Raw genomic sequence first — 18,871 nt, 5'->3', positions numbered from 1 at the left:
CCCTCTGTTTTTCAGTCGCTCAGATGTTTGGCGAACGTCATCTCATCCGCGATAACCGGGTAATGCGGTGCAGTTTAGATGCATCTCTTTCAGCCGGTCACCTTTGAAAATCATTGCTGAATGTGCCCGGAAATTTACGCGGTAACACCCTTCAAAACCGTCGGACGTTTCCTTCAAAGCGCGGCGGCGTTGGTGAACTGGTGGCTTGAGTGATAGGCCGATAATCTATTTGGGTCGCTGCAAAATCAGCGGCCGGATGTGGAAGTCCGATGATCACCGAGAACATATTTGCGCCAGTACCCGCTGGCGTGTTCCTTTAGTTATCGAGATATTCACACATGGAAAAATCAGGCCCAAACGCACCCGAAACGCCGACGAACACAGATTCCCCCAAACCCCGCTACATCCCCATCACTGGCATCGACTGCCAGATTCCCTGTCTCCTGATCGACCGCGAAGCCCCGGTAGACGTACTCCACGGCACCGCTGCATACCGATTACGTAGCGTGACCCAATTGCTGGAAACCATTTCGCTCGGAGAAGGCACCGGCCACGACGCCTTGTTGCTGCAGGACTTCGCCCGGGTGTTGGCAATCCCTCTGCGCGACAGCTGCGACCTGATGGATGTGCTGGGCTGGAAGCTACAGGCGTAGTTTTCAAACCCCCAAACGAAAACGGGCGACCTTCTCAGGTCGCCCGTTTTTTATGGCGTGATCACCGGGTCAGTTCACCCAGAATCTTGTGCGCGATTTTCACCCGCTCTCCATTCGGGTAGTTGCGGTTCGCCAGAATCACGATCCCGACGTTCTTCGACGGTACGAACGCGACATACGCGCCAAAGCCACCGGTGGCGCCGGTCTTGTTCAGCAGCACATTCGCCGGCTCAGGTTGTGGCGGATTCAGCCATTTGACCTTGTGCGGCTCCATGGCCATCGGCGTCGAGTTGCCGTCCAGCAGGCGGTCGAGGCTGATCGGGTAGGCGTAGCGTTCCCAACCCAGGCCCTGGGTCATGTCGCCGACGGTGTAGTAGCCGGTGTGGGTGAGGGCGATGGCTTTTTGCAGCGGTATTTCGAGTTTTGCACTGTCGAGGTTGGCCTGGACGAATTGCAGCAGATCTGAGGTGCTGGTTTTCACGCCATAGGCTTCGGAATCGAGTGCGCCGGGGCTGACTCGAATCGGTTTGTTGTTCTTGTCATAGCCCCGGGCATAGAGCTTTTGTTCAGACGCGGGCACCGACAGGAAGGTGTGCTTGAGTCCGAGTTTCGGCAGCAGGGTTTCGGTCATGATCTGATCGAACGGCTGGCCGAGGCTTCTCGCCGCCAGATAGCCGAACAGGCCGATGCTCGGGTTGGAGTACAGGCGCTGGCTGCCGGCCGGATACGTCGGTTTCCACTGTTGGTAATAGCCGAGCATCTTGTCGGAAGAATCCGCGGCATCCGGGAATTGCAGCGGCAGGCCGCCGGCGCTGTAGGTGCCCAGTTGCAGCAGGCTGATCTGGTCGAAGGCACTGCCTTTCAGCTCGGGCCAGTGCTGGCTGGCCTTGTCGGCGAATTCCAGTTTGCCGCTGGCCTGGGCGTAGGCGGCGAGGGTCGCGGTGAAAGTTTTGCTCACCGAACCGATTTCGAACAGGGTGTTTTCACTCACCGCTTGCCCGGTGCTCTTGTCGGCAACACCGTAGTTAAAGTAATGCGCTTTGCCATCGACGGTCACGGCCACGGCCAGACCGGCGATGTCCTGTTGCTGCATGACCGGTGTCACGGCAGCCTTTACCAGCGCCTGCAACTGATCGTCGGTTTGCGGGGCGGCCAGGCAGGTGGCGGCGCTGAAGAAAAGTCCGAAAGCGCAGGCGGACTTGAGTTTGTTCAGGTTGATCGAAAACATGCTTGGGCCACTCTCCATGAGTGTTGATGGTGTTATCCCGCTACACTGCGAGCGTTTTCCGTCGGGCCGGCTGATCGGCGCCGCCAAATCTAGGCAGTCCGGTGTCTTTCGACAAACGATGAAAACTCGGACGAGCCATTAGAAAAATTTGGGATTGGGCATGATTCGACCTCAATTGCCTTTGAATGCATTACGTGCTTTCGAAGCTTCTGCGCGTCATTTGAGCTTCACTCGCGCTGCCGTGGAGTTGTGCGTGACTCAGGCTGCCGTCAGCCATCAGGTCAAAAGCCTGGAGGCGCAACTCGGCGTGATCCTGTTCAAACGCCTGCCCCGTGGGCTGATGCTGACCGGCGAGGGCGAAACGCTGCTGCCGGTGCTGACCACGTCGTTCGATCATATCGCGCAGATGCTCGAGCGTCTGGCGGGCGGGCAATATCGGGAAATGCTCACGGTCGGCGCGGTGGGCACTTTCGCGGTGGGCTGGTTGTTGCCGAGGCTGGCGGACTTCCAGGCGAAACATCCGCTCATAGATTTGCGGCTGTCGACCAACAACAATCGGGTGGACGTGGCCGCCGAAGGGCTGGATTACGCGATCCGGTTCGGCGCCGGGGCGTGGCATGGTATCGAGGCGACCCGTTTGCTGGAGGCGCCGTTGACCGTGCTCTGCGTGCCGGAAATCGCCCGGCAATTGCACGCGCCGGGGGATCTTTTGCAGCAGCGTCTGCTGCGCTCCTATCGCACCGATGAATGGCCGGAATGGTTTCACGCGGCCGGTCTGGCGACCCATGTCGCGCCACCCCAGAGCATCGTGTTCGACTCGTCGCTGGCGATGATGGAGGCGGCGTTGCAGGGCGGCGGGGTGGCACTGGCGCCGCCGTTGATGTTTGCCCGGCAACTGGCGGCGGACCTGATCCGCCAACCTTTTGCCATCGAAATCACCACCGGCAGCTATTGGCTGACGCGGTTGCAGTCACGGCCGGAGACGTCGGCGATGGCGGCGTTCAGGCACTGGTTGCTGGAGGTTGCGCAGGCTTAGCGCACCAGACACGGCTTCTTGTTATCGAACGTCCAGCCCGGAATCAGAAACTGCATCGCCACGCTGTCATCCCGCGCGCCCAGTCCCATGCCTTTATAGAGTTCGTGGGCCTTGGCCACCTGATCCATGTCCAGTTCCACGCCCAGTCCCGGTTTCTTCGGCACCTGCACGCAGCCGTCGACGATTTGCAGCGGTGCCTTGGTCAGGCGCTGGCCGTCCTGCCAGATCCAGTGGGTGTCGATGGCGGTGATGTCGCCCGGCGCGGCGGCCGCGACGTGGGTGAACATCGCCAGGGAAATATCGAAATGGTTGTTGGAGTGTGAGCCCCAGGTCAGGCCCCATTCGTGACACATCTGCGCCACGCGCACCGAGCCCTGCATGGTCCAGAAATGCGGGTCGGCCAGCGGAATGTCCACCGACTGCAACTGGATTGCGTGGCCCATTTCGCGCCAGTCGGTGGCGATCATGTTGGTGGCGGTTTTCAGGCCGGTGGCGCGACGGAATTCGGCCATCACTTCACGGCCCGAATAACCGTTCTCCGCGCCGCACGGGTCTTCGGCGTAGGCCAGCACATGATGCTGGTCGCGGCACAGGCGGATCGCTTCTTTCAGTGACCAAGCGCCGTTCGGGTCGAGGGTGATGCGGGCGTCGGGGAAGCGCTCGGCCAGTGCGGTCACCGCTTCGATTTCGGCATCGCCGCTGAGCACGCCGCCCTTGAGCTTGAAGTCCTTGAAGCCATAGCGCGCATGGGCAGCCTCGGCCAGACGCACCACGGCGTCGGCGGTCATGGCTTTCTCGTGACGTACGCGGAACCAGTCGTTGTCGGCATCCGGTTCGCTGCGGTAGGCGAGGTCGGTTTCCCGGCGATCGCCCACGTAGAACAGATAACCGAGCATCTTCACTTCGTCGCGCTGCTGACCTTCGCCGAGCAAAGCAGCCACGGGCACGTCGAGGTGCTGGCCGAGCAGGTCGAGCAGCGCGGCTTCCAACCCGGTGACCGCGTGAATGGTGATGCGCAGGTCGAAGGTCTGCAGGCCACGGCCGCCGGCGTCGCGGTCGGCGAAGGTCTGGCGCACCTGATTGAGGATCTTCTGATACGTGCCGATGGGGCTGCCGACCACCAGGCTGCGGGCGTCTTCCAGCGTCTGGCGGATGCGTTCGCCACCGGGCACTTCACCGACGCCGGTGTGGCCGGCGTTGTCCTTGAGGATGACGATGTTGCGGGTGAAAAACGGCCCGTGGGCGCCGCTCAGGTTGAGCAGCATGCCGTCGTGGCCGGCCACCGGGATGACTTGCATCTCGGTGATGATCGGGGCTTTGGCGATGTCGTGTGCGGTCATTTGGGATTGTCCTTTCAAGCGTGTTTCGGCGCGGCATCGGCCACGGCGACGTCAGGTGCGGATTTGGGTGTCATGCGGGCGGCGAACACGATGATCGCGGCGATGATCGAGGTCGCGGCCAGACCATAGAGGCCGCCCTGGATCGAACCGGTGTGTTGTTCCAGCAGGCCGAACGTGGTGGGGGCAACGAAGCCACCGAGGTTGCCCACCGAGTTGATCAGCGCGATCACGGCAGCGGCGATTCGCGCATCGAGATAGGCCTGCGGGATCGGCCAGAACAGCGACGATGCAGATTTGAAACCCAGTGCGGCGAAGCAGATCGCGACGAAGGCAAAAATCGGCCCGCCGGTGGTGGACATGAACATCCCCGCAGCGGCGATCAGCAATGCCGTGGCGACCCATGCCTGCTGGTGTTTCCATTTCGCCGAGAACGAGGCGAACGCGTACATGCCGATGATCGACAGCAGCCACGGAATCGAGTTGAACAGGCCGACCTGGAAGTCGCTCATCTCGCCCATCTTCTTGATGATGCTCGGCAGCCAGAACGTCGCGGCGTAGATCGTCAATTGAATGAAGAAGTAAATCAGGCAGAACAGGATGATCTGGCGATCCTTGAGCAGTTTGCCCAGGGACGGCCGGATCGGCGTTGCGGCTTCGCGGGCCTTCTGTTCGTCATCGATGGCTTTGACCAGCGCATCCTGCTCGGCGCGGGTCAGCCACTTGGCGTCGTGGGGTTTGGCGTCGAGCCAGAACCAGACGAACACGCAGAGGCCGACCGAGAACATCCCTTCAATGAAATACATCCACTGCCAGCCGTGCAGACCGAGCCCTTCGATCTGCAGCAGCAGGCCGGACAGCGGGCCGGAAATCAGCGAGGCCACGGCCGAACCGCTGAGGAAAATCGCAATCGCCTTGCCGCGCTCGGCCCCCGGCAACCAGCGGGTGAAGTAGTAGATCACCCCGGGAAAGAACCCGGCCTCGGCCACGCCGAGCAGAAAGCGCAGGATGTAAAAGTGGGTTTCGTTCTGGATGAACGCCATGCCGGCGGCCACCAGGCCCCAGGTGAGCATGATGCGGGTCAGCCAGATGCGCGCGCCGACCTTTTGCAGCAGCATGTTGGAGGGGACTTCGAACAGCGCGTAACCGATGAAGAACAGCCCGGCACCGAACCCATAGGCAGCGGCACCGATGCCGAGGTCATGTTCCATGTGGGTGCGGACGAAGCCGATGTTCACCCGGTCAATGTAATTGACGATGAACATGATCACGAACAGCGGCAGGACGTGGCGTTTGACTTTGGCAATGGCGGAGGACAGCACCGAATCGGCGCCCTCGTTCATCCCGGCAATGGATGATTTCACTTGGTTTTCTCCCACTCGTTATTTTTATGCGGGGTGTGGCTGGGTGCTGCGTTGTTGATAGACATCATACAACTGCAATTTTTTGTCCTACAAGTGGGAGCGCTCAATCAAATTTATCTACGGCGAAGGGTTTTTATGCTTTTCTGGATTTTAAGTGTCGTATTTGTTGGGCTTTAAGGGGTGGCGGCGGGCCGAAGTGCAGAGTGCCAGGCCAGCGAATGTGGAGTGTTGGCGTGAAATTATTGAAAGTTTTCTAGCGAAAATCGCTTGTTGTCATACAAGTTGAGCGCCTGAAATCATAGGAGCTCATATAAGTCATCGCCTGCAGTGCTACGATCGGCTTGCCCCGTTCACCGGAATCGACCATGCAAGAAGACCTCGACGCACCTGCTCGCAAACGCGCCCACAACCTGGCCCATGACCTGGTGGAAAAACTCACCCAGAGCATCCTGCTCGGCCAGATGTTGCCCGGTGACAAGTTGCCTTCGGAAAACTCGATCGTTCAGGAACACGGCGTCAGTCGCACCGTGGTGCGCGAGGCGATTTCCAAGTTGCAGGCGTCGGGGCTGGTGGAGACGCGGCACGGCATCGGCACGTTCGTGATCGAGCGCGCGCCGGAGCAGGGGCTGCGGCTGAATGTCGACACCGCGCTGGGCGTGCGCAGCATTCTCGAATTGCGCATGGGCCTCGAGACGCAAGCGGCGGCACTGGCCGCGCAACGCCGCAGCGAACAACAACTGGTGCAGATGCGCCAGGCGCTGGACGACTACCAGCGTCTGTTGGCCAACAACGACAGTTGCGTCGAGGCCGACCGGCGCTTTCATCTGTTGATTGCCGAAGCCACCGGCAATGTCTGCTTCACCGAAATCATGCAGCACCTGGGCAGCGCGATGATTCCGCGCACGCGGGTCAATGCGGCCGAGCGCGGCGCGGTGGATTTGAGCAAGCTCGGGCAATTGGCGAACCTGGAGCATGAGGCGATTTTCAACGCGATCAAGCGCCAGGATCCGGAAGCGGCGCGGGCGGCGATGTGGCTGCACCTGAGCAACAGCCGCGACCGGTTTTCGGCGGGCGGCGCCTGATGCCGCGACTCAAGTTTCGATGGCCCGGACCACCGCCTGCCGCTCCAGATTCAACGCCAGCACGCTGATCAACACCACCGCCGAACCCACCAGCACCAACAGCGTCGGCCGTTCGCCCAGACCTACCGAAGCAATCCCCATCGCGGTCGGCGGAATCAGATACAGCGTCATCGTCGCCCGGCTCAGATCGACATGCTTGAGCACGAACGCCCACGCCAGATAGGCGAGGGCGCTGGGAAACACCCCCAGAGCGAGCACCGCCCATTGCACCCGCAGCGGCGCACTGGCCACGCTGTCGGCCAGCCCCGGCAAGTAAATCAACAGCAACAACGTGCCGGACCACACCGTGTAGCAAACCAGCGTCAGCCCGTCGTAACGCCGGGCGTGGTGTTTTTGCAGAGCGAAGTAAACGCTCCACGAAACGGCGGCCAGCAGAATCAGCAAACCGTGGGCGTCGATACTGCCGAGGCCGCGATCGCCGCTGACCACAATCACTACGCCGACGAATCCCGTCAGCACGCAGCCCCAGCGCCAGACGCTGACCCGATCCTTGAACAGAAACCGCGCCAGCAGCGTGCTGAACAGCGGCGTCGATTGCGCCAGTACGCTCGACGCGCCAGCGCTGACGCTTTGCTGGCCGATGTTCAGCACCACGTGATGCAGGCTGACGGCAAAAAAGCCAAGGGCCAATAACAGTGGCAAATCCTGTAGGCGCGGCAGATGAATGCCTTTGAAACCAGCAATCACCGCCATGAACAGCGACGCCAGCAGAAACCGCAGCAACGCCAGATGACCCGGATCGTAGGCTTGCAGGCCGAGGTGGATGCCGGTCGGCGAATAGGCCCAGCAGCCGACGACGAAAGCCATGGCCAAGAGGATTTTCAAAGGCGAAGTGGAAGGCATGAGCGAGGCACCGAGAGGGTTGATGCGCCGAGTATCCGGGTGGCCAATCATTCGCCACAACTGACTTATACTGCGCAAACCGTTCACTCAGAGTGATGATTATGGAGCTGGCGCAAATCCGCATGTTCAAGACCGTGGCCGAGGTCGGCAGCATCGCCAAAGCGGCTGAAAAGCTGTTTTGCGTGCCGTCGAATATCACGGCGCGGATCAAGTCCCTGGAGGCGGAACTGGGGGTGGCGCTGTTTCTGCGTGAGGGGCGCGGGCTGCGGATCAGCCCTGCCGGGCAGACCTTTCTGGCTTACGCGGAAAAAATTCTGGCACTGACGGCTGAAGCCAAACGCGCAGTCGATCCTGCCGCCGAACCGTCCGGGCCGCTGCGCATCGGTGCCATCGAATCTTCGGCCACCGGGCGTCTGCCGCGGCTGCTGGCGAAATTTCACAAGCGCTATCCGAACGTGGCACTGGAATTGACTACTGGCACCTGGGGCCAGTTGCTCGACGATACGGTCAGTCATCGTCTGGATGGCGCGATCGTCGCGGTGGACGTCGAGCGCTCCCAGCTCAAGCGCACACCGATGTATCGAGAGGAACTGCTACTGATCGCTTCGACTTCTTTCGGGCCGATACGCAACCTCGACGACTTGCAGGACAAGACCGTGTTCATGTGGCCGCAAGGCTGCCCGTATCGCGCCGCGCTGGAGCACTGGCTGTTGCGTCAGGGCCTGGCGTTGCCGATTGTCAGCCTGGCCAGTTACGGGGCGATTGTCGGTTGCGTGAGTGCCGGCGCTGGCGTGGCGCTGGTGCCCAAAGGCGTGTTCGAGCAGTACGCCAAAGGCGCCGGATGTGCGGGTTACGAATTCCCCGAACTGACGGCCATCGACAACTTGTTCTACTGGCATGAAAACGCCGGGGTGCACCCGGCGCGTGAGGCGTTTGTGGCGATGTTGCGCGAGGAGTTTGCCTGAGCCGGATCAGGTCCCGCTCACGTCGCGCATCAACAGGCCGAAGCGCAGATCCACCGCATCCGGAATCGGCAGGTAGACGGTGTGCCCGTCCCCCGGCGCCACGTCGATGGCCTCGCCCTTGAGGCTCTGCAATTCGTGCAGATCAAAATGGAAATTGCCCTTGGGCGTCATCAGTTCCAGATGATCGCCCAGGGCAAAGCGGTTCTTCACTTTGACCTCGGCCAGCCGATCCCGGCGTTCGCCGGTCAGCTCGCCCACGAACTGCTGACGTTCCGACACCGAGCTGCCGTTCTGGTAGTTCTGGTATTCATCATGCACGTGCCGGCGCAGGAAGCCCTCGGTGTAGCCGCGTTGGGCGAGGGATTCCAGATCGGTCATCAGGCTGCGGTCGAATTCGCGACCGGCCACCGCATCGTCGATGGCCCGGCGGTAGACCTGGGTGGTGCGCGCGCAATAGAAGTGGGATTTGGTCCGGCCTTCGATCTTCAGCGAGTGCACGCCCATGCGGGTCAGGCGCTCGACGTGCTGCACGGCGCGCAAATCCTTGGCGTTCATGATGTAGGTGCCGTGCTCGTCTTCGAAGGCCGGCATCATCTCGCCGGGACGATTGGCTTCCTGCAACAGGAACACCTGATCGGTGGGGGCGCCGAGGCCGAGGGTCGGTTGCGGTTCGAAGGTCTGCACGATCTCGCCGAGCTGGTTTTCGGTGGCTTCCTGCGCCGAATATTTCCAGCGGCAGGCGTTGGTGCAGGTGCCTTGATTGGCGTCGCGCTTGTTCATGTAACCCGAGAGCAGGCAGCGGCCGGAATAAGCCATGCACAGCGCGCCGTGGACGAACACTTCCAGTTCCATGCCCGGCACCTGCTCACGGATTTCGCCGATTTCTTCCAGCGACAGTTCCCGGGACAGGATGATCCGGCTCAGCCCCTGTTGCTGCCAGAACTCGACGCTCGCCCAGTTCACCGTGTTGGCCTGCACCGACAGGTGAATCGGCATCTGCGGAAAGTGCCGGCGCACCAGCATGATCAGGCCGGGGTCGGACATGATCAGCGCGTCCGGTGCCATGTCGATCACCGGCGCGAGATCCTTGAGGAAGGTCTTGAGCTTGGCGTTGTGCGGCGCGATGTTGACCACCACGTAGAAACGCTTGCCCTGGGCCTGGGCTTCGCGAATGCCGAGGGCGAGGTTGGCGTGGTCGAATTCGTTGTTGCGCACCCGCAAGCTGTAGCGCGGCTGGCCGGCGTAGACCGCATCGGCGCCGTAGGCGAAGGCGTAGCGCATGTTTTTAAGGGTGCCGGCGGGGGCGAGCAATTCCGGGGTGAAGGAGGGCGTCATGGCGGTGTCGGTCGCAAAAGCGCGGGAGGGTAAACGAGGTGCGGCGAGGGTTTATTGATCTGGATCTATGCTCCATGAACAAAGATGGCACTCGCGCGGGCGTGGGCTGACTAAGTTGGGCGGGTGCGCGTGGCGCCTGACTGACATGGACCGGACATGAACCAAAAGAGTCTGCAATTCAAATCCCTCACCGTGCTGTTGCTGCTGGTGACGGTGGCCTTTATCTGGATCCTGCTGCCGTTCTACGGTGCGGTGTTCTGGGCGGTGATTCTCGGCATTGTATTCGCGCCGATGCAGCGCCGGTTGCAGCAGAAATTCGGCTGGCAACGCAACCTGACATCACTGTGCACCCTGAGTGTCTGCGTGGTGATCGCGATTCTGCCGGTGATCGTCATCAGCGTGTTGCTGGTGCAGGAAGGGGCGACGCTCTACGACAACATCGAAAGCGGCAAGCTCGATATCGGCGCGTATCTGGCGCAGTTCAAGCACAGCCTGCCACCGTACTTTCAGCACCTGCTCGACCGTTTCGGTATGGGCGAACTCAATGCCTTGCGCGAGAAGATCGTCAAGGCGGCGATGCAGGGCAGTCAGGTGCTGGCGACCCAGGCGTTCAGTTTCGGCCAGGGCACCTTCGATTTCGTGGTGAGTTTTTTCATCATGTTGTACTTGCTGTTCTTCTTTCTGCGCGACGGTGCCGAACTGGCGCGCAAGGTGCGCACGGCGGTGCCGCTGGAAGAGCATCACAAGCGGCGCCTGCAACTGAAATTCAATCGGGTGGTGCGCGCCACGGTCAAAGGCAACCTGCTGGTGGCCATTACGCAAGGCGCGCTGGGCGGGGCGATTTTCTGGTTTCTCGACATACCCAGTGCGTTGCTCTGGGCGGTGTTGATGGCCTTTCTGTCGCTGTTACCGGCGGTGGGGGCCGGGATCGTCTGGGCACCGGTGGCGGTTTACTTCCTGCTCAGCGGAATGATCTGGCAGGGCGTGGTGCTAGGGCTGTTCGGGGTATTCGTGATCGGTCTGGTGGATAACGTGCTGCGTCCGGTGCTGGTGGGCAAGGACACGCGCATGCCGGACTACATGATCCTGATCTCGACGCTGGGCGGCATGGCGGTGTTTGGTCTTAATGGTTTCGTGATCGGGCCGCTGATCGCCGCATTATTCATGTCGAGCTGGGCGCTGTTCGTCGAAACCAGACCGAAGGTGCAGTTGCCTTAAGCCTTGAACGGGCCGTTGATCAGTCGTTGCGACAGCGCCTGGGCGGCTGGCAAAGAGGTGAGCGGGCCGCTGACCGGTTCGCCGTCGCGCACCAGATACCAGCAGGCGAGCAGTCCAAGCTCTCTGAGGGATGCGGGAACCGCGCTGCCGACAACGGACATGATTTGAACCTGAGCCATGAAAAGTACCTCCATCAATCTATGGAGCTACCTTAGGGACTTGGCCGTTTCAGGGACAATCAACGCTTTCGATAGTGGACATTGATGCCGTTGAGGGCCGGATCAATCGACCACCTGATCGAGCATGTGCACGATCTCGTGCTCGTTGAGCAAACCCTTGCGCACCAGGTTTTCCGCCAGCAGCGACACAAACTTCGCCGTGCGATGGCCTTCCAGGTGCTTGAGCTCGGTCAGGGCGTTGTACACCTTGCTCGAGGTGCATAAACCGACGATGCGGTGCGGATTCTGTGTTGGCATTCCAGTCGTCCTTGTTTTTATCAACCTGTTGTATGCGGACGGATTCAGATTGCGGTTCCGTCATGACAAATAGATGACCGTTTTGTGTTTCGGCCCGACGGTCGAGTCCATCATGCCGACTTTAGCGGGTGAAACTGTCCCCACAGCGACCTTGGCGAGATTTTTTCAGACGTTGGCCGACGGACGGTTGGCTTTCTTGAGGCCAAAAAAAAGCCCCGCTGTAAAGCGGGGCTCTGTCTGTGTGCTTACCAGCGACCACCGTAGTAGTGCGGGTGGCCGTAATAACCACGGGGCGGACCGTAGTAGACCGGGCCTGGAACATAAACCGGTTGTTGTACGTAAACCGGGGCCGGCTGGTAGTAGACCGGTGGTGGCGGTTGTTGCACGTACACCGGCGCCGGTTGAGCGTAAACAGGCTGTTGAACATACACCGGACGATCCTGGTTGATGAGCGCCGAGCCGATGATGGCCGAGCCGACGATCGCACCAAATACCGCCGGACCCTGCCAGCCACCGCCGTGGGCTTCTGCCTGACCCGTGATCGCGAATGCACCAATCAACAAGGCCACGATGGGGAGTTTACGAATCATGATTAATCCTCGGTTCTTCAACCCGGCGTCCAGGCCTGCAACAGGCTCGGGATAGCGCGGGGATACTTCTAAGACAGCAACATTTGGAAAAACAGCACGGCGGCTGGGTAAATTTTGTGTAAGGTCTTGTACCGGCTTGCTTACCGGGTTTCAGGCAATGGCTGTGATGCCCGGAACAGACCGCCCTATGATCGTTCAGAACCCGATGGTCTGGCTAATCCCGTCCATCCGAAAGTGCATTCGAAGGAGACTCCCATGCAGATGAACCCCAACAAAGACACCCGATTGTGCATGTCCCTGTCTGGGCGTCCCGGGAATTTCGGTCTGCGTTTTCATAACCATTTGTACGAGCAACTGGGCCTGAATTTCTACTACAAGGCCTTCAGCAGCCAGGATCTGCCGGGCGCCGTCGGCGGGATCCGGGCGCTGGGCATCCGCGGTTGCGGGGTGTCGATGCCGTTCAAGGAGGCCTGCATTGCCCTGGTCGATGAGCTGGATGCCTCGGCAGCGGCGATCCAGTCGATCAACACCATCGTCAACACCGATGGCCATCTCAAGGCCTACAACACCGATTACATCGCCATCGCCCAGTTGCTGGAAACCCACGCGGTACCGAAAGACTCGACTTTCGCCCTGCGCGGCAGCGGCGGCATGGCCAAAGCGGTGGCCAGTGCCTTGCGCGACGGCGGTTACAAAAATGGTCTGATTGTCGCCCGCAACGAGCGCGCCGGCCGGGCGCTGGCCGATTCCCTGGGTTATCGCTGGCAGGCGGATCTGGGTGACGAGCGCCCGCAGATGCTGATCAACGTGACGCCGGTCGGCATGGACGGTGGTCCGGAAGCGGGGCAACTGGCGTTTGAGGTAGATGTGATCAAGTCTGCCGACACCGTGTTCGATGTGGTGGCGATCCCCTCGGAAACCCCACTGATCGTGCGCGGCCGCGCCGAAGGCAAAAAAGTGATTACCGGGCTGGAAGTGATCGCGATCCAGGCGCTGGAGCAGTTCGTGCTGTACACCGGTGTGCGGCCGACGGTCGAGCAGTTCGATGCAGCGGTGGCGTTTGCCCGCAGCTGATTGATCTCGGTGTCGGGGTTGGTCATTGCCTATACTGCCGGCTCAGCAGGCACAGACTTGCCCCACGACAAAAAACCGAGGTTTGCATGCACCCGCCCATTCTCAACCTGAATGATGTCGAACTCGAACCGTTGCCCGAAGCCCTGGCCCCCGAAGGCGAAACCGCCGGGCGTTATCAGCAGCGGTTCGCCCGAATCGGCCAGCAACTGGGCGCGCAAAAGCTCGGTTATCGGCTGTATGCGCTGCCGCCGGGCATGCGCGGCAGCCCGTTTCACAGTCATCGGGTCAATGAGGAAATGTTCTACGTGGTGGCCGGGGAAGGGGAGGTGCGTTTGGGCGCCGAGCGTTTCCCGATCCGCGCCGGCGACGTGATCGCCTGCCCGCCGGGCGGCCCGGAAAAGGCGCATCAAATCATCAACACCAGCTCGCAGGAGCTGCGCTATCTGGCAGTCAGCACCCAGCAGCAACCGGACATCTGCGAGTACCCGGACTCGAACAAATATGCGGTGATGGATAATTTCAGCATCGATGCCGAGGGCAATGCCTCGGGGTTCGTGGCGGTGGCGCGGCAGTCGGACGGGGTGGATTACTGGGACGGCGAGTAACGCCGCCCCATTCCGCTTATTCGAGTCGGGCCAGACGCTCTTCCAGCGCCGCAATCCGCGCTTCCAGCTCTTCGATGCGCTCCACTGACACACCGCTGGCAGCGCCGCGATCACTCGGATTCTGTCGCGCCGCGATAATCGCCTCGATGTCCGCCGGATCGCCCAGTGCATGGGTGTAGCGATCTTCGCGCTGGCCCGCCTGACGCGGAATCAGCACCGCCAGATCCCGGGCGATCAGGCGTTCCAGTTGATGCACCACTTGTTCGGCGTCTTCGAATTCATGCATGCGACCGCTGCGGGTCAGAAGTTCGTTGACGGTCTGCGGGCCGCGCAGGAACATCAGCCCGGTCAGAATCATTTGTGCCGGCACCAGTTCCAGCGCCTTGTCGACCTTGTGCTCCCAGCGGTCGGCGCGGCTGCCCATCACCAGCTTGGCGAAACCGCGACCTTCGAGGGCACGCAGGCTCTGGCCGACCTGGCCCTGGGTCAGGTTCATCACCGGTTCGCGGCTGGTTTTCTGATTGCAGGCCAGTACCAGCGCGTTGAGGGTCAGCGGATAGGTTTCCGGGCTGGTGGCCTGCTTCTCGATCAGCGAACCCAGAATGCGGATTTCCGTGGCGTTGAGCCGTGGTTCGTTGACGTTGGTTTCAAATTCTGTGGACATCGCGCGTTCCCTCTGCAGTCGAAGGCGCCTAGCCTAATCCTTGCTGGATAAAAGACAAGTCGCGCGGCCCGCGAGCATGGCTATAATCGCCCCACGATTCACCCAGCCACCACGTGAGACTGCCATGACCATTTCCCTGTATGCCGCATCCGTCCCGGTTTTCCAACAAATGCTCAACGCCCTGAGCGATGTGCTGAAAAAGGCCGAAGCCCACGCCACCGCGAAAAACATCGACCCGAACGCCTTCCTGCAAGCGCGTCTGTACCCGGACATGTTCCCGTTGGTGCGTCAGGTGCAGATCGCCGTGGACTTCGCCAAAGGCGTTTCCTCGCGTCTGGCTGAAGTCGAAATCCCGAAATACGACGACACCGAAACCACTTTCGCCGAGCTGCAAGCGCTGATCACCAAGGTTCTGGCCTTCATCGGCGAGATCAAGCCTGAGCAAATCAACGGCAAGGAAGGCATCGAGATCGTGACCCGTCCGGGCACCCCGAAAGAGAAGCGCTTCAGTGGCCAGGCTTACCTGCTGAGCTACGGCCTGCCGCAGTTCTTCTTCCACGTGACTACTGCTTACGATTTGCTGCGTCACAACGGTGTTGAAGTCGGCAAGCGCGATTACATGGGCGCGTTCTAAACCCGACGCATAAAAAAGCCCGCCAAGGTTTGCGCCTTGGCGGGCTTTTTATTGCGCTCGGTGTTTACGCCGGACGTTGGGCTTTCTGTTCTTCGCCCAGGCAAGCTGCAGCGGTGAATAGCACGTCGGTGGAGGAATTCAGCGCCGTCTCGGCCGAATCCTGCAGTACGCCGATGATGAAGCCGACTGCCACCACCTGCATGGCAATTTCGCTCGGAATGCCGAACAGGCTGCACGCCAGCGGGATCAGCAACAGCGAACCACCGGCCACACCCGAGGCGCCGCAGGCGCAGATTGCCGCGACGACGCTGAGCAGGATCGCGGTCGGGATGTCCACGGCGATGCCCAGGGTGTGCACGGCAGCGAGGGTCAGTACGGTGATGGTGATCGACGCGCCGGCCATGTTGATGGTCGCGCCCAGCGGAATCGACACCGAATAGGTGTCTTCGTGCAGGCCCAGTCGCTTGCTCAGCTCCAGGTTGACCGGAATGTTCGCCGCCGAGCTGCGGGTGAAGAACGCGGTGATGCCGCTTTCACGCAGGCATTTCAGCGTCAGCGGGTACGGGTTGCGGCGCAACTTCCAGAACACGATCAGCGGGTTCATCACCAGCGCCACGAAGGCCATGCAGCCCAACAGCACCGCCAACAGGTGGGCGTAGCCGACCAGTGCGCCAAAACCGGACGTGGCCAGGGTCGAAGCCACCAGGCCGAAAATCCCCAGCGGCGCGAAGCGAATCACCACGCGCACGATAAGGGTCACGCCGTTGGACAGGTCGCTGACCACTTCCCGGGTGGTGTCACCGGCGTGGCGGATGGCGACGCCCATGCCGATGGCCCAGGCCAGAATACCGATGAAGTTGGCGTTCATCAGCGCGGTGACCGGGTTGTCGACCACGCTCAGCAGCAGACTTTGCAGGACTTCACCGATGCCGCCCGGTGCCGTCACGGCGACGTTGTCGGTGGACAGCACCAGATGCGACGGGAACAGGGTGCTGGCAACCACGGCCACCGCCGCAGCGCCAAAAGTGCCCAGCAGATAGAGGAACAGGATTGGCCGGATATGGGTTTCCTGGCCGTGCTTGTGGTTGGCGATCGAGGCCATGACCAGCACGAACACCAGAATCGGTGCCACGGCTTTGAGCGCCGAGACGAACACCTTGCCGATGAAAGCGGTGCCTTTGGCGGCCTCCGGTGCGAGCAGCGCCAGGGCGATGCCGGCAATCAGGCCGATCAGGATCTGCGTGACCAGGCTGAGGCTTTTCAGGCGTTGCAATAGAGAAGGGGATGAAGCGGTCATAACGGCATCTCTGCTTTTTATAGGGTGCAAGGTTGCGTGATCCGGGCGATGAATCGGGGGCAGGCCACAGACACGAACCGAAAGGAATGACGCGACAGCCACACCGTTAAACGGGCGGCTGAACAGGGTGTACGTTTTTCAGGGCGCGGACTTTATCACAGCGTAGGCCTTATCCTTCAGGCCTGTGACGATCTGCCACCGAAACGTCCGGCAACATAGACAGGTTTGTGCAAGTCACTCGGGAAACACTCTGTTAAGATTGCGCATCCTTATTTTCAAGTTCTGCCGGCGGGCCCTCGGGTTAGCGCTGGTGTCGTCGTTTTGCTGGAGTTCCTCATGCTGTTGCCCATCCTTCTGTTGTCTGCCGCCGGATTCACGGTGCTGACCACGGAGTTCGTCATCGTCGGCCTGTTGCCGGCGATTGCCCGCGACCTGGAAGTCACCATCCCGCAAGCCGGGTTGCTGGTGACTCTATTCGCTTTCACCGTGGCCATGTTCGGTCCTTTCTTGACCGCCTATTTCGCCCGATTCGAACGGCGCAAACTGTTCATCACCATCCTGATCATGTTCGGTCTGGCCAACACCGTAGCGGCATTGGCGCCGAACATCTGGGTCATGGCCATTGCCCGGCTGATTCCGGCGCTGGGGTTGCCGGTGTTCTGGGCCCTGGCCAGTGAAACCGCCGTGGACATCGTCGGCCCGGACTTCGCCGGTCGCGCCATTGCCAAGATCGGCTTCGGCATCGTTTGCGCCACGGTGTTCGGGATTCCGGTGGGCACGCTGATTTCCGACGCATTCGGCTGGCGCAGTGCATTCGCCATTCTGGCGGTGATCGCGTTCGCCAAGGCCTTGCTGCTGTTTGTCTACCTGCCGAAAACCAGCCTGCACCAGCATCAGGTCAGCTTCGCTTCGCAGTTCAAGATCCTGCGCAGCCCGCTGATGCTTGGCCATGTGTTGCTGTCGATCCTGGTGTTCAGCGGCATGTTCACGGCCTACACCTATCTGGCGGACATTCTCGAGCGTCTGGCCGGCTTCAATGGCACCGTGGTCGGTTGGTGCCTGATGGGCTTCGGCGCAGTCGGGCTGATCGGCAACTCACTGGGCGGGCGCGCGGTGGATCGCCATCCGCTGATGGCCTCGGTGATGTTCTGCGCGTTCATGATCCCCGGGATGGTGGCGCTGGTGCCGAACATCAATTCGTCGCTGGGTCTGGCGGCGGCGATGGGGATCTGGGGCGTGACGCAGGCGGCGCTGTTTCTGGTCAGCCATGTGCGTTTGATGAAGGCTGCGCCTGAAGCGCCGGCCTTCGCCGCGTCTCTGAACATTGCCGGGGCCAACCTCGGGATTGGTCTGGGCGCGATCATTGGCGGTCGAGTGATCGACAGTGCCGGCCTGGGCTTCGTAGGCTTTGCGGCCGCCGCGTTCATCCTGCTGTCGATTTTCCTCGCCATGGTGTTGATGGTGCTCAAGCCGCGCGAGGTCTGCGCACAGGCTTAAAACTCGGTAAACAGCTCGCGTCGGGCACCTTCGGTAATCGCTTTTATGCCGGGGTGCTTGACCTTGCGCTCCACCGAGATCGCGTAGAACGACTCGCTCACCGCATCGGTCTGGCCGATCAACTCGACGCCGTACTGGCGCTTCACCTCATCGGCAATCACGCTCGGCCCGATGAAGATCCCGCTGCCGGACTGGCCGAACGCCTGCATCAAGGCGCTGTCATCGAACTCCCCGACAATTCTTGGCTGAATCTGCTGCTCGGCAAACCAGCGCTGCAAACGGCTGCGCACCACGGTCTCCGCGCCGGGAATCAGCAGCGGCGCGCCGTGCAGACTGCGGGGGAAGTCCTGGCCGTATAACGCCGCCAGCTCGGCGGTGGCGAAGAAACTGATCCCGCATTCCCCGAGTTTCTGGCTGTAGCCCTTGATGTCCAGGTGCGACGGCATCGGGCTGTCGGAGATCACCAGATCCAGGCGCTGGATCGCCAGGTCCGCCAGTAATCGCTCGAGTTTGTCTTCGCGGCAGGTGATGCGCAGCGGTTCGCTCAATTCCATGGTCGGTGCGATCAGGCGATAGACGATGGATTTGGGCACCACATCCGCCACGCCTACCCGGAACAGGATCTGCTGTTCGTTGGGCTGGGCACGCAGCATCAGTTCCAGTTCGCCGCCGAGCTGGAACATCTGCTCGGCGTAGGGCAGGGCCTGGCGCCCGGCTTCGGTGAGTTCGAGTTGCCGGCCGACCCGCTGGAACAGCTCGATGCCGTAGGTCTGTTCCAGCAGGGAAATCTGCCCGCTGATGGTCTGCGGCGTGAGGTTCAGTTGCTCGCAGGCGCGCACGATGCTGCCGGTCTTGGCCACCACCCAGAAGTAATGCAGTTGTCGGTAATTGAGCATGGGGTTTGGTCCGTCAA

At 61.1% G+C, this 18,871-nt stretch carries 20 protein-coding genes; 9 read left to right on the top strand and 11 right to left on the bottom strand.

Going from position 1 to position 18,871, the window contains the following annotated elements; genetic code table 11:
* The first annotated feature begins 338 nt into the window (after nt 1-338).
* Nucleotides 339-653: a hypothetical protein gene (locus IF189_RS18450; protein WP_134827443.1), complete on the top strand. Its 315-nt coding sequence runs from the start codon at nt 339-341 to the stop codon at nt 651-653.
* Nucleotides 654-714: 61 nt separating this feature from the next.
* Here IF189_RS18450 and ampC read toward each other — a convergent pair whose 3' ends face one another.
* Nucleotides 715-1,881 carry a class C beta-lactamase gene (ampC, locus tag IF189_RS18445; protein WP_192552037.1) on the bottom strand — a complete coding sequence of 389 codons (1,167 nt, stop codon included), beginning with the start codon at nt 1,879-1,881 and terminating at the stop codon, nt 715-717.
* 160 nt (nt 1,882-2,041) lie between these two features.
* Here ampC and IF189_RS18440 point away from each other — a divergent pair, with 160 nt between their 5' ends.
* Nucleotides 2,042-2,917: a LysR family transcriptional regulator gene (locus IF189_RS18440; RefSeq protein WP_192552036.1), complete on the top strand. Its 876-nt coding sequence runs from the start codon at nt 2,042-2,044 to the stop codon at nt 2,915-2,917.
* Here the strand turns inward: IF189_RS18440 and gudD are convergent.
* Nucleotides 2,914-4,257 carry a glucarate dehydratase gene (gene gudD / locus IF189_RS18435; RefSeq protein WP_085608310.1) on the bottom strand — a complete coding sequence of 448 codons (1,344 nt, stop codon included), beginning with the start codon at nt 4,255-4,257 and terminating at the stop codon, nt 2,914-2,916. The two genes, IF189_RS18440 and gudD, sit on opposite strands and share 4 nt — an antisense overlap.
* 14 nt (nt 4,258-4,271) lie before the next feature.
* Nucleotides 4,272-5,618: an MFS transporter gene (locus IF189_RS18430; protein WP_134827439.1), complete on the bottom strand. Its 1,347-nt coding sequence runs from the start codon at nt 5,616-5,618 to the stop codon at nt 4,272-4,274.
* Between the two features lie 365 nt (nt 5,619-5,983).
* Here IF189_RS18430 and IF189_RS18425 point away from each other — a divergent pair, with 365 nt between their 5' ends.
* Nucleotides 5,984-6,700 (top strand): FadR/GntR family transcriptional regulator, encoded by a 717-nt coding sequence (locus IF189_RS18425; protein ID WP_085712492.1) that lies wholly within the window; start codon nt 5,984-5,986, stop codon nt 6,698-6,700.
* A gap of 9 nt (nt 6,701-6,709) precedes the next feature.
* Here the strand turns inward: IF189_RS18425 and IF189_RS18420 are convergent, their stop codons facing one another.
* The gene (locus IF189_RS18420) at nt 6,710-7,603 is read right to left on the bottom strand and encodes a DMT family transporter (RefSeq protein ID WP_225739912.1); all 894 of its coding nucleotides are present in this window, start codon (nt 7,601-7,603) and stop codon (nt 6,710-6,712) included.
* A 101-nt stretch (nt 7,604-7,704) separates the two neighbouring features.
* Between IF189_RS18420 and IF189_RS18415 the strand changes: the two genes are divergently transcribed.
* Nucleotides 7,705-8,568 carry a LysR family transcriptional regulator gene (locus tag IF189_RS18415; RefSeq protein ID WP_114884163.1) on the top strand — a complete coding sequence of 288 codons (864 nt, stop codon included), beginning with the start codon at nt 7,705-7,707 and terminating at the stop codon, nt 8,566-8,568.
* Nucleotides 8,569-8,574: 6 nt separating this feature from the next.
* On the opposite strand, the gene yegQ is transcribed toward IF189_RS18415, so the two are convergent.
* Nucleotides 8,575-9,903, bottom strand: a complete 1,329-nt coding sequence (yegQ, locus tag IF189_RS18410; RefSeq protein WP_192552035.1) for a tRNA 5-hydroxyuridine modification protein YegQ — start codon at nt 9,901-9,903, stop codon at nt 8,575-8,577.
* A gap of 156 nt (nt 9,904-10,059) precedes the next feature.
* On the opposite strand from yegQ, the gene IF189_RS18405 reads away from it, so the two are divergent.
* The gene (locus IF189_RS18405) at nt 10,060-11,121 is read left to right on the top strand and encodes an AI-2E family transporter (protein ID WP_119427996.1); all 1,062 of its coding nucleotides are present in this window, start codon (nt 10,060-10,062) and stop codon (nt 11,119-11,121) included.
* On the opposite strand, the gene IF189_RS18400 is transcribed toward IF189_RS18405, so the two are convergent.
* From IF189_RS18400 to IF189_RS18390, 3 genes are all read right to left on the bottom strand, one after another.
* Nucleotides 11,118-11,300, bottom strand: coding sequence for a hypothetical protein (locus IF189_RS18400; protein ID WP_085712487.1), 183 nt, complete (start codon nt 11,298-11,300; stop codon nt 11,118-11,120). The two genes, IF189_RS18405 and IF189_RS18400, sit on opposite strands and share 4 nt — an antisense overlap.
* 102 nt (nt 11,301-11,402) lie before the next feature.
* A complete protein-coding gene (locus tag IF189_RS18395) occupies nt 11,403-11,597 on the bottom strand; it encodes a hypothetical protein (RefSeq protein WP_085712486.1) in 195 nt (64 codons plus the stop codon).
* Between the two features lie 245 nt (nt 11,598-11,842).
* A complete protein-coding gene (locus IF189_RS18390; RefSeq protein ID WP_025108898.1) occupies nt 11,843-12,187 on the bottom strand; it encodes a hypothetical protein in 345 nt (114 codons plus the stop codon).
* A 255-nt stretch (nt 12,188-12,442) separates the two neighbouring features.
* Between IF189_RS18390 and IF189_RS18385 the strand changes: the two genes are divergently transcribed.
* Both IF189_RS18385 and IF189_RS18380 read left to right on the top strand, forming a co-directional pair.
* Entirely contained in the window at nt 12,443-13,261 is an 819-nt protein-coding gene (locus tag IF189_RS18385; protein ID WP_134827436.1) for a shikimate 5-dehydrogenase, read from the top strand.
* Nucleotides 13,262-13,347: 86 nt separating this feature from the next.
* A complete protein-coding gene (locus IF189_RS18380) occupies nt 13,348-13,866 on the top strand; it encodes a cupin domain-containing protein (protein ID WP_114884155.1) in 519 nt (172 codons plus the stop codon).
* Between the two features lie 16 nt (nt 13,867-13,882).
* On the opposite strand, the gene IF189_RS18375 is transcribed toward IF189_RS18380, so the two are convergent.
* A complete protein-coding gene (locus tag IF189_RS18375; protein WP_192552034.1) occupies nt 13,883-14,530 on the bottom strand; it encodes a YceH family protein in 648 nt (215 codons plus the stop codon).
* Between the two features lie 124 nt (nt 14,531-14,654).
* Between IF189_RS18375 and IF189_RS18370 the strand changes: the two genes are divergently transcribed.
* On the top strand, nt 14,655-15,164 hold the full coding sequence (locus IF189_RS18370; protein ID WP_134827435.1) for a DUF1993 family protein: 510 nt from the start codon (nt 14,655-14,657) through the stop codon (nt 15,162-15,164).
* A gap of 64 nt (nt 15,165-15,228) precedes the next feature.
* Here the strand turns inward: IF189_RS18370 and sstT are convergent, their stop codons facing one another.
* Nucleotides 15,229-16,461: a serine/threonine transporter SstT gene (gene sstT / locus IF189_RS18365; protein ID WP_134827434.1), complete on the bottom strand. Its 1,233-nt coding sequence runs from the start codon at nt 16,459-16,461 to the stop codon at nt 15,229-15,231.
* 336 nt (nt 16,462-16,797) lie between these two features.
* Here sstT and IF189_RS18360 point away from each other — a divergent pair, with 336 nt between their 5' ends.
* Nucleotides 16,798-17,958, top strand: coding sequence for an MFS transporter (locus IF189_RS18360; RefSeq protein ID WP_119428001.1), 1,161 nt, complete (start codon nt 16,798-16,800; stop codon nt 17,956-17,958).
* Here the strand turns inward: IF189_RS18360 and nhaR are convergent.
* The gene (nhaR, locus tag IF189_RS18355) at nt 17,955-18,854 is read right to left on the bottom strand and encodes a transcriptional activator NhaR (RefSeq protein ID WP_085712480.1); all 900 of its coding nucleotides are present in this window, start codon (nt 18,852-18,854) and stop codon (nt 17,955-17,957) included. The two genes, IF189_RS18360 and nhaR, sit on opposite strands and share 4 nt — an antisense overlap.
* Between the last annotated feature and the right edge of the window lie 17 nt (nt 18,855-18,871).

Origin of the sequence: Pseudomonas sp. IzPS59, from assembly GCF_014863505.1 — a bacterium.
Lineage (GTDB): Bacteria > Pseudomonadota > Gammaproteobacteria > Pseudomonadales > Pseudomonadaceae > Aquipseudomonas > Aquipseudomonas kribbensis.
This window is presented reverse-complemented; position numbering and strand designations above follow the sequence as displayed.